Here is a 7,607-nt window from a genome sequence, read left to right on the forward strand (position 1 = left end):
AGGTGCTAAAAGGTGCTAAAAGGTGCTAAAAGGTGCTAAAAGGTGCTAAAAGGTGCTAAAAGGTGATCAAGGTGAGTAGCTTTTAATTTCTAAAATTTGGTCGAAATAAAAATATGGGCGTAAGTTATATTTAGTAACATTTTTTAGAAGAAGTGACCATTATACAAGTAGGTATTTTAATTTAATTTTCTTTAAAAGCTGAGTTGACTAATCACTTGAAAAATTATATTTCCTTAATGTTATATCGGCTTATAAATAACCTTCAAAGAATAGCTTCTTATTTGGAAGGCAAAAACCGCTCCGATAACATACAATCAAAGTTTGTTGATCTTGCACCAAAAGATGATGCAGATAAGTCAAATATATATAAGGAGGCGATTACATTTGCGACGAATAACGATAAGGTCTTTAATATTGCCTTAACTGGACCTTATGGCTCGGGTAAGAGTAGTATTATCCAATCTTTCTTGAAACAGTATCAGCGGCCAGCGTTACATATTTCTCTTGCTGCATTCGTTCCTGAAACCGATTCAGTCAGCGAAAAAATGAGCAGGCAAGAGATCGAGAGAAGCATCTTACAGCAAATGTTGTATGGTGCTAATGCGAATAAACTTCCGTTATCGCGATTTAAAAGAATTCAATCACCAGGTGTTTGGTCAATATTTAAATCTTTATACATAATGCTTGGAATGCTTTGCCTATGGTACGTTTTTGATCAGCGTGAAAACGTTATAAGTAGTTCATTTTTCTCTCCATTTGCTACTAGTAATTGGTTCAACTTAGGAGCTTTTACGCTTGCAGCAATATTTCTATGGACTATGCTTCATCGTTTTTATATTGCTAGTTTTGGGTTATCGCTAAAAGGTATCTCATTGAAAGACGTTGAGTTAAAACCTGCGCGCGATGATCAAGCATCAATACTAAACCGTCACTTGGATGAAATAATTTATTTCTTTCAAGAAACTGATTATGATTTAGTTGTAATTGAAGATATAGATCGGTTCGAAAATCCTGAAATTTTCGTTACTCTGCGTGAAATTAATAGTCTTGTAAATAAAAATTCAGGTATTAATCGTGATATCAGATTTCTTTATGCTCTACGTGACGATATGTTTATTAACACAGATCGAACTAAGTTTTTTGAATTTATCATTCCTGTAATACCGATTATAAATACATCAAATTCAATTGATATGGTATTACAATAAGGAAAAAGGCTTGAACTTGATCAACGTCTTGATCAGCAATTTATAAGAGAAGTATCTAGATATCTAAACGACTTGCGGTTGATTCAGAATATATTTAATGAATACACTATTTATGTGGCTAATTTGGAAGTTGATGGAGAGAATATACTAGATCCAAATAAGCTGCTTGCTATTCTTATTTATAAAAATGTTTATCCAAAAGATTTTGAATTATTACACCGTGGCGAGGGAGTTTTTGCTGAAATACTGAAGCGTAAAGATAAGTTGATTAGAGATAGTGAGTCTATCTATAAAGAAAAAATTTTAAAGATTGAGGATAAACATAGTGCTGCTGAAAACAAACGCCATCGGACTTGAAAGAATTACGTCAAATTTATGCTATGGCTTTAATTGAGATGCTGCCTCCGAACATTTCACGCATTAGCTTAAACAATGGAGTATGGATTGATTGCCAACAAATGGTCTCGCATAAGGAATTTGAAAAGTTATTAGAAGCTTCACATATTTCTTATCGTACCCCCCAAGGCCATTCAAAGCAGTTCAATATTTCTAGTCTACAAAATGATGTAGATTCTAACAAAACCTATCAGCAACGTAAGGACGAGATCGAAAATAATACGTTAGAAATTAAGAATAAGAGCTTGCAACAAATACGCGAATTTAAATCTATGCTGACAGTACTCCGCACCGCTAAGTTTAACGAGATATTGCGTTTGAACTTGGAAAGTATTATGCATATTTTCGAGAGCTTCGGAGACAATGGTGAACTTGCTCGCTTTCTATTGCTAGAAGGCTATCTTGACGATACTTATTATCAATTTACTTCACTTTTTCATTCAGGTCGTTTGTCTCCTAATGACAACAAGTTTCTGATTCAGGTACGTGCATTTATAACTCCTGAACCTGATTTTCCTATCGATAATCCAAAAGAAGTTATTGCCGCAATGCGAGAAGAAGATTTTCGACAAAGCTATGTTTTAAATGTCAAGATTGTTGATAGTCTTTTAAGTGATCAAAAAAATTATTATAAAGAAATACAAAAACTCTTTGAGTATCTTTCATTTCAATTTGAGAAGAGTGATGATTTTTTCGTCTCTTATTATAATATTGGCCTCAATGTTAAAGACCTCTTGGTTGGGTTAAATAAAGCTTGGAAAGGCTTTATACCTGCTGCAATTGTAAGTCCAAAAAAATTAATCACATTACCCAGCTAATAGAGAATCTTCCTGTAAACTCGCTTAAAACGCTTGCAGGTGATTTTTATGAGTTGTCAGAGTTCGTTTCTGCTAATCTTTCGGAGATTTTAGAGTATTTACCTAATTTAGCATCTGAACGACTTGTATGTCTTAATTTTGAGATCCAAGATTTAGCCTCAATAAAAAAACACACTGAGATTGTACGCGTTATATTTGAGAAGGGGCTTTATAAGCTCACAATCTTGAATTTGGAATTCATCTATAAATCGATTTTGGGTAATGATGATCTCAAACCTATGCGTGAGAGAAATTACACTACTATCCGTTCATTAAATAACGCAGCCTTACTACAACGAGTTGAGCGCGATATTGATCTCTACTTGGCTAAAGTTCTTTTAACGTTAAAAGAAAACTCCAATGAGGATGTTTCGGCTATTCTTGCCATAGTTCAGCAAGATAAATTAGATATTGAAAAGCTTGGCGAGTTTCTTGAACGACAAGTAACTCGATTGCCATACTTAGAGGATTTACCTGAAAAGCTATACTTAATGGTTTTTGAGATAAATTCTATTGAGCCAAATTGGATAAACTGCCTTGAATTTATGAGATCTGAAGTATTTGATAAGGATGTTCTGCTTAAGTATCTTGATAGAGATATTATCCGCATGGCTATACTACAACATACTATACCATGCGATTCGGGTTCGCTGAAGCTGCGTCAGTTCTTAATTAATGCTGGTACGTTGTCTGATACTTCTTATAAAGAATATGTTCACGCTCTTCCTAATCCGTTCAAAAAACTACCCGGAGGTCTAGAATCATCAAAGCTTAGAATTCTGGTAGAGGAAGAAAAAATACACTTTACTCAAGAGAACCTAAATAATTTAGCTGACAATCGAGATCTACAAATACTATTTGTCGCGGTCAACATTAATTCATATATTGAAGATCCAGAAGCTTTTAAAATTGATGATGAATTTCGAGAAGAACTTCTTAAACTAGATATTTCTGAATTAACCAAGTTAGGAATAGTCGAACTAATGGACCTTGAAAAACTATCAGCCATTCCTGAGCGATCAGCATTAATAGGTCCAATTATTAATAACGCGAATAATGAAGTATCTAAGGTTAATGCGTGTGTTGCGCAATCTATAATAATTAACTCTACAGAAGCAGGTGTGCAAATTTCACTTTTTAATAAATATCATTCTTTAATGAATGATGACGAAGTACGTCATGTTTTGGCCAATCTAAAAACACCATTTTCAGATATTAAAGTTGGATTTAAAAGACCCAGGCTAAATAATACTCTTATTAATCGAAATTTAATTAGTTGGCTTGATGAAAGAAATATTATCTCTTCATGGAGTGAAAGTAATTTCTCAACTAACGATATTATAGTGCACCTCTACAGGAGCTAATAGTTGGCTTATAACGTTCCGACTCCTTTCGGCGGCTTCGTTTCAGTGCTTTCTATATCACAAACACTGAACGATGTTTCTGAATGGAAGCTGTCGATGAGTGCCCCCATGAGTAAAGACAACTTGTACTACCACTGTAGGCTATTAGGTGATGAGAACGAGGTTTTGGTATACTTAATGTTATTTTTTTATTTATCTATTAAAATTTATCGTAATTCATTTACTTATATGTTTTCTTAGACTCATGCCAAGTCCAATGAGAGTATCCTTAATGAAAGCAAAATATCTAATCTCAGCCTCATTCGCTAGCGTACTTGTTCTTAACGGCTGCACCTCACTCAATGCTTCTTCCCGCGACACCGCCCCTCAGGCGCCGCTGGAAAACACCTATTGGAAGTTGGTCACCGTCGGGGAGCAGCCCGCCACGGTCAGTGACCAAGCGCGCGAGGCGTATTTGGTGCTTCATGCGGAGGAAACGCGGGTGGCCGGTTCGACCGGGTGTAACAACCTGATGGGTGGGTATGCGTTGAAGGACAACCAATTGAGTTTTAGCGCCTTGGCCACGACCCGCATGGCCTGTGCCAGCCCTCAGATGACGCTCGAGCGGGATTTTCTCCAGGCGTTGAAACGCGTAGCGCGCTGGGAGGTCGTAGGGGAGACGTTGACCCTGGATGATGCTCAAGGCCAGCCTGTGGCTCACTTCGAGGCAGTGTATCTCTATTGAGCGGTGGCGCCTGAACGGTGGGACACCCTAGGCGTACGGCATCGCGCCGACGCAGCGACACAGGGGCTGGTCTATCCTGTAGAACACCCCCCTCAGGAGACGACCATGAAGCCCTTACTCATTCCCGCTCTGTCCTTGATGCTCGTGGGCTTGCCCAGCGTTCACGCCTCTACCAGCGATGCCTGGGCAGAACACGATGCGGCGGTGCTCGAGCAGTGCCTGGCGCTGAGCCAGTTCGAGGATGCCGAGGCGGCCGGGGAGCCGGTGCTGTTCAGCGACGAGGCGGGCATGACGGCCTTGTTGATCGCGGGTACCTACCCCCAGGCCCACATGAACGGCGAGCGCGGTCAGAAGCTGTGCCTCTTTGATCGCGCCGAGGAGCAGGCCTACATCGCCGATGCGGATACCCTCACCGCCCTGAGCGCCGAAGAAGAGAACGACAGTGAAGCCGGGAAGGAAACAGACGCCATGGGCACCGATTCCACGCAGTAACGTTGGTCGTCATGACGGCTCATCGAGACCCACCCAGGAGGGGTTATGGTTCGTATCGCATTAGCAATTGCCGCATTGGCGCTGTTGGCAGGGTGTACCACTGCGGGCCAGCCGGATACCCAGGCCCAGAAGATCGCCGAGGATTTCTGCCAGCGTGAAGGCGGGGAAGTGAAAGCTCGCGACGAGGGGGGTACCACGCGTCAGTATTGCCATTTGACCGAAGGACGGGTGATCGAGGTTCATCAGTTCTATCGCGCCGGTGGCCTCAGTATCGACTAAGTCCCGTTTGAAAGCCTTTGGACACCACAACGCCAGCGACCGCTGGCGTTGTGGGTTAGAAAAAGGCGATGCCGATCAGTGGCCGAATTTCTCGTTCTCGCCCATGTCTGGCGTGGCGTTTTTCTTGAAATTGGCCTTGGCGATCTCGTAGAGCTGGTAGACCTTGCTCTCGTTCGCTTTCCAGTGTTCCCCCATGTGGATCTTGATTTCCATCAGGGTGAGGTCCGGGTCGTCCTTGCCCTTAGGGAACCAGGCGGCAACGAAGGGATTCCAATACTTCTCGATCAGATCCGGGTTGTCGTTCAGGCTGGCGGTGCCGGACAGCGATACGTACACGCCGTCTTCCTGGTCGGAAAAACTCAGGCACACGTCATGGTCTTGCTGAGTCTCGAAAACCTTCTCGGCGCTGCGCCGGGTAAAGAACCAGAGCGTGCCGTCGTACTCTTCCTGCACCAGATGCATCGGGCGTGCCCGGGGCATATCGTGGTCATTGGTGACCAGCATACCCACCTTGATATCCTTGATCAGTTTCCAGATCTTCTGTTTGTGCTCGGGGCTCGACATTGCCTCACTCCTTGTATGCCATCGAATGTTGCAAAATGTAACTAATTGGTTGGGGTGCGTTATTACCCTCTATCAGTATAGACAAAAATACTTGCTTCATTTGGATATGATAAAGCGGCATTGATTTCGATAAATCTCATGATTTTAAGAAATCTTCATAAACAAATTTAGTTTTATTTCCTAATCCGTCGATATCTCTTACAAATGGTATAAGTTGTTTATTGTACGATACTAATTCTTCAATAATTGCATAGGTTATTATGTTTACAAAAGATAACGTTACACAAGTTAAAATTATGAGATTCGTTATAGAAAAAAATCGTAGTCCAATTTGTTTACCATTCGAAATAATTAAAGATTCAAAAAAATTAAACTTTCATATTACTAAATCAGCCGTACCTTAATTATAACTATATGTTTGAAATAACTATTTTTTGTATACAGGATGGCGTGCCAGGTAGGCGTATAGTTTTCGTCTCTTGTACAAATAGAGCATGACGTGGGAGATATTGAATATTAACGAAAACTCGGCTGATATTACTTAGATCGCGTTTACAAGAATACAGAGGATCGAAGCATGTCTTACCAAGCCAAGGTAGCGTCTCTCGAAAACGATGTAACCGCTGTTTCAGCATTTGATTTCGACACTAACATCGTCCTGTCACGTCCCAGCCAAGTGCTTCTTCAGGTGGCGCCGGAAGACATTGCATCGATGCTGCGCGATGGCAACGATCTGGTGATCGAGCTCACCAACGGTGAGACGCTTCGCGTGATTGGCTTCTATGCCGACGTACCCGGTCAATCTCCCAGTGAGCTCTATCTGACCGGTGAAGAGGATCAGTTGATCCCTGTCGAGCTGAATACGCTTTCCAATGGTACCGTCATTTTCGCGGCCTCCTACCCGGAGGCCGAATACGCGGGTTTCGAACAGGGGCGGGAAAAGGGTGCCATTTACATGGATGACCTTGTTCCGGCCTTGGCGCTAGGTGGATTGGGGGCAGCAGCCATTGGGCTGGCAAGGGGATCTTCCAGCTCATCGGACTCACCGGCCAGCCCGCCCGTAGATGAAGGCGAAGATGGTGTAGCCGATCCGGCGGAGCCCGATGACCCGATCGAGGATGGAGAGGGTGACCCGGAGGTTCCGGGCGAGCCAGACGATCCGGTTGTGCCCGGCGATCCCGATGATCCGGAAGAACCCGGGGACCCCGATGATCCAGACGTACCGGGTGATCCCGACGATCCAGAAGAGCCTGGCGACCCCGATGACCCAGAAGAGCCCGGCGATCCCACTCTGCCGCCGGCTCCTACCTTGACGCTGGTCAATGATACCGGCAGCAGCGACAGCGATGGTGTCACTCGCGACGGCACCGTGCAGGTGGGCGGCTTGGTCGATGGCAACCGTTGGGAGTTCAGCCTGGATGGCGGCGCCACCTGGACCGTCGGCCAAGGCGATCGCTTCGTATTGCCGGAAGGCGAGTACGGACAAGGCCAGGTGCAGGTGCGCCAGATCGACCCGGCTGGCAATACCAGCCCCGTCGGCGTGCTGGCGCCGGTGGTGGTGGATACCACCGCGCCGGCGGCCCCGACGCTGACGCTCGAGAACGACACCGGCGAGGTGGACGGCATCACCAGTGACGGCAGCGTGATCGTCGGCGACCTAGAGCCCGGCGCGCGCTGGGAATACTCGATCGACGGCGGGGCAAGCTGGATCGTCGGCGAAGGT

The 7,607-nt window shown here is 43.9% G+C and carries 7 protein-coding genes and 1 pseudogene; 7 read left to right on the forward strand and 1 reads right to left on the reverse strand.

Annotated features, from left to right (window positions below; all coding sequences use genetic code 11):
• The first annotated feature begins 281 nt into the window (after positions 1 to 281).
• From BIS11_RS07295 to BIS11_RS07325, 6 genes and pseudogenes are all read left to right on the forward strand, one after another.
• Positions 282 to 1,565: pseudogene (locus BIS11_RS07295) on the forward strand (hypothetical protein).
• Positions 1,562 to 2,422 carry a hypothetical protein gene (locus BIS11_RS07305; RefSeq protein WP_253425024.1) on the forward strand — a complete coding sequence of 287 codons (861 nt, stop codon included), beginning with the start codon at positions 1,562 to 1,564 and terminating at the stop codon, positions 2,420 to 2,422. The pseudogene BIS11_RS07295 and the gene BIS11_RS07305 overlap by 4 nt, the downstream one beginning before the upstream one ends.
• Positions 2,423 to 2,475: 53 nt before the next feature.
• Positions 2,476 to 3,825, forward strand: a complete 1,350-nt coding sequence (locus BIS11_RS07310; protein ID WP_253425022.1) for a hypothetical protein — start codon at positions 2,476 to 2,478, stop codon at positions 3,823 to 3,825.
• A 271-nt stretch (positions 3,826 to 4,096) separates the two neighbouring features.
• Positions 4,097 to 4,549, forward strand: a complete 453-nt coding sequence (locus tag BIS11_RS07315; RefSeq protein ID WP_253425018.1) for an META domain-containing protein — start codon at positions 4,097 to 4,099, stop codon at positions 4,547 to 4,549.
• A 105-nt stretch (positions 4,550 to 4,654) separates the two neighbouring features.
• On the forward strand, positions 4,655 to 5,041 hold the full coding sequence (locus BIS11_RS07320; protein WP_253425015.1) for a hypothetical protein: 387 nt from the start codon (positions 4,655 to 4,657) through the stop codon (positions 5,039 to 5,041).
• 45 nt (positions 5,042 to 5,086) lie between these two features.
• Complete coding sequence (locus BIS11_RS07325; protein WP_253425012.1) at positions 5,087 to 5,320, forward strand: DUF333 domain-containing protein; 234 nt, start codon at positions 5,087 to 5,089, stop codon at positions 5,318 to 5,320.
• A gap of 75 nt (positions 5,321 to 5,395) precedes the next feature.
• Here the strand turns inward: BIS11_RS07325 and BIS11_RS07330 are convergent, their stop codons facing one another.
• On the reverse strand, positions 5,396 to 5,884 hold the full coding sequence (locus BIS11_RS07330) for a pyridoxamine 5'-phosphate oxidase family protein (protein WP_253425010.1): 489 nt from the start codon (positions 5,882 to 5,884) through the stop codon (positions 5,396 to 5,398).
• A 577-nt stretch (positions 5,885 to 6,461) separates the two neighbouring features.
• Here BIS11_RS07330 and BIS11_RS07335 point away from each other — a divergent pair.
• Positions 6,462 to 7,607 (forward strand): BapA prefix-like domain-containing protein (locus BIS11_RS07335; RefSeq protein ID WP_253585872.1); only part of this gene is annotated, 1,146 nt, incomplete at its 3' end.

The organism is Halomonas sp. 707D4, from assembly GCF_024158685.1.
Classification (GTDB): domain Bacteria; phylum Pseudomonadota; class Gammaproteobacteria; order Pseudomonadales; family Halomonadaceae; genus Vreelandella.

Coding starts and splice junctions, on each gene's coding strand:
- BIS11_RS07315 (WP_253425018.1), top strand. CDS start 4,097: ATGAAAGCAAAATATCTAATCTCAGCCTCATTCGCTAGCGTACTTGTT.
- BIS11_RS07320 (WP_253425015.1), top strand. CDS start 4,655: ATGAAGCCCTTACTCATTCCCGCTCTGTCCTTGATGCTCGTGGGCTTG.
- BIS11_RS07325 (WP_253425012.1), top strand. CDS start 5,087: ATGGTTCGTATCGCATTAGCAATTGCCGCATTGGCGCTGTTGGCAGGG.
- BIS11_RS07330 (WP_253425010.1), bottom strand. CDS start 5,884: ATGTCGAGCCCCGAGCACAAACAGAAGATCTGGAAACTGATCAAGGAT.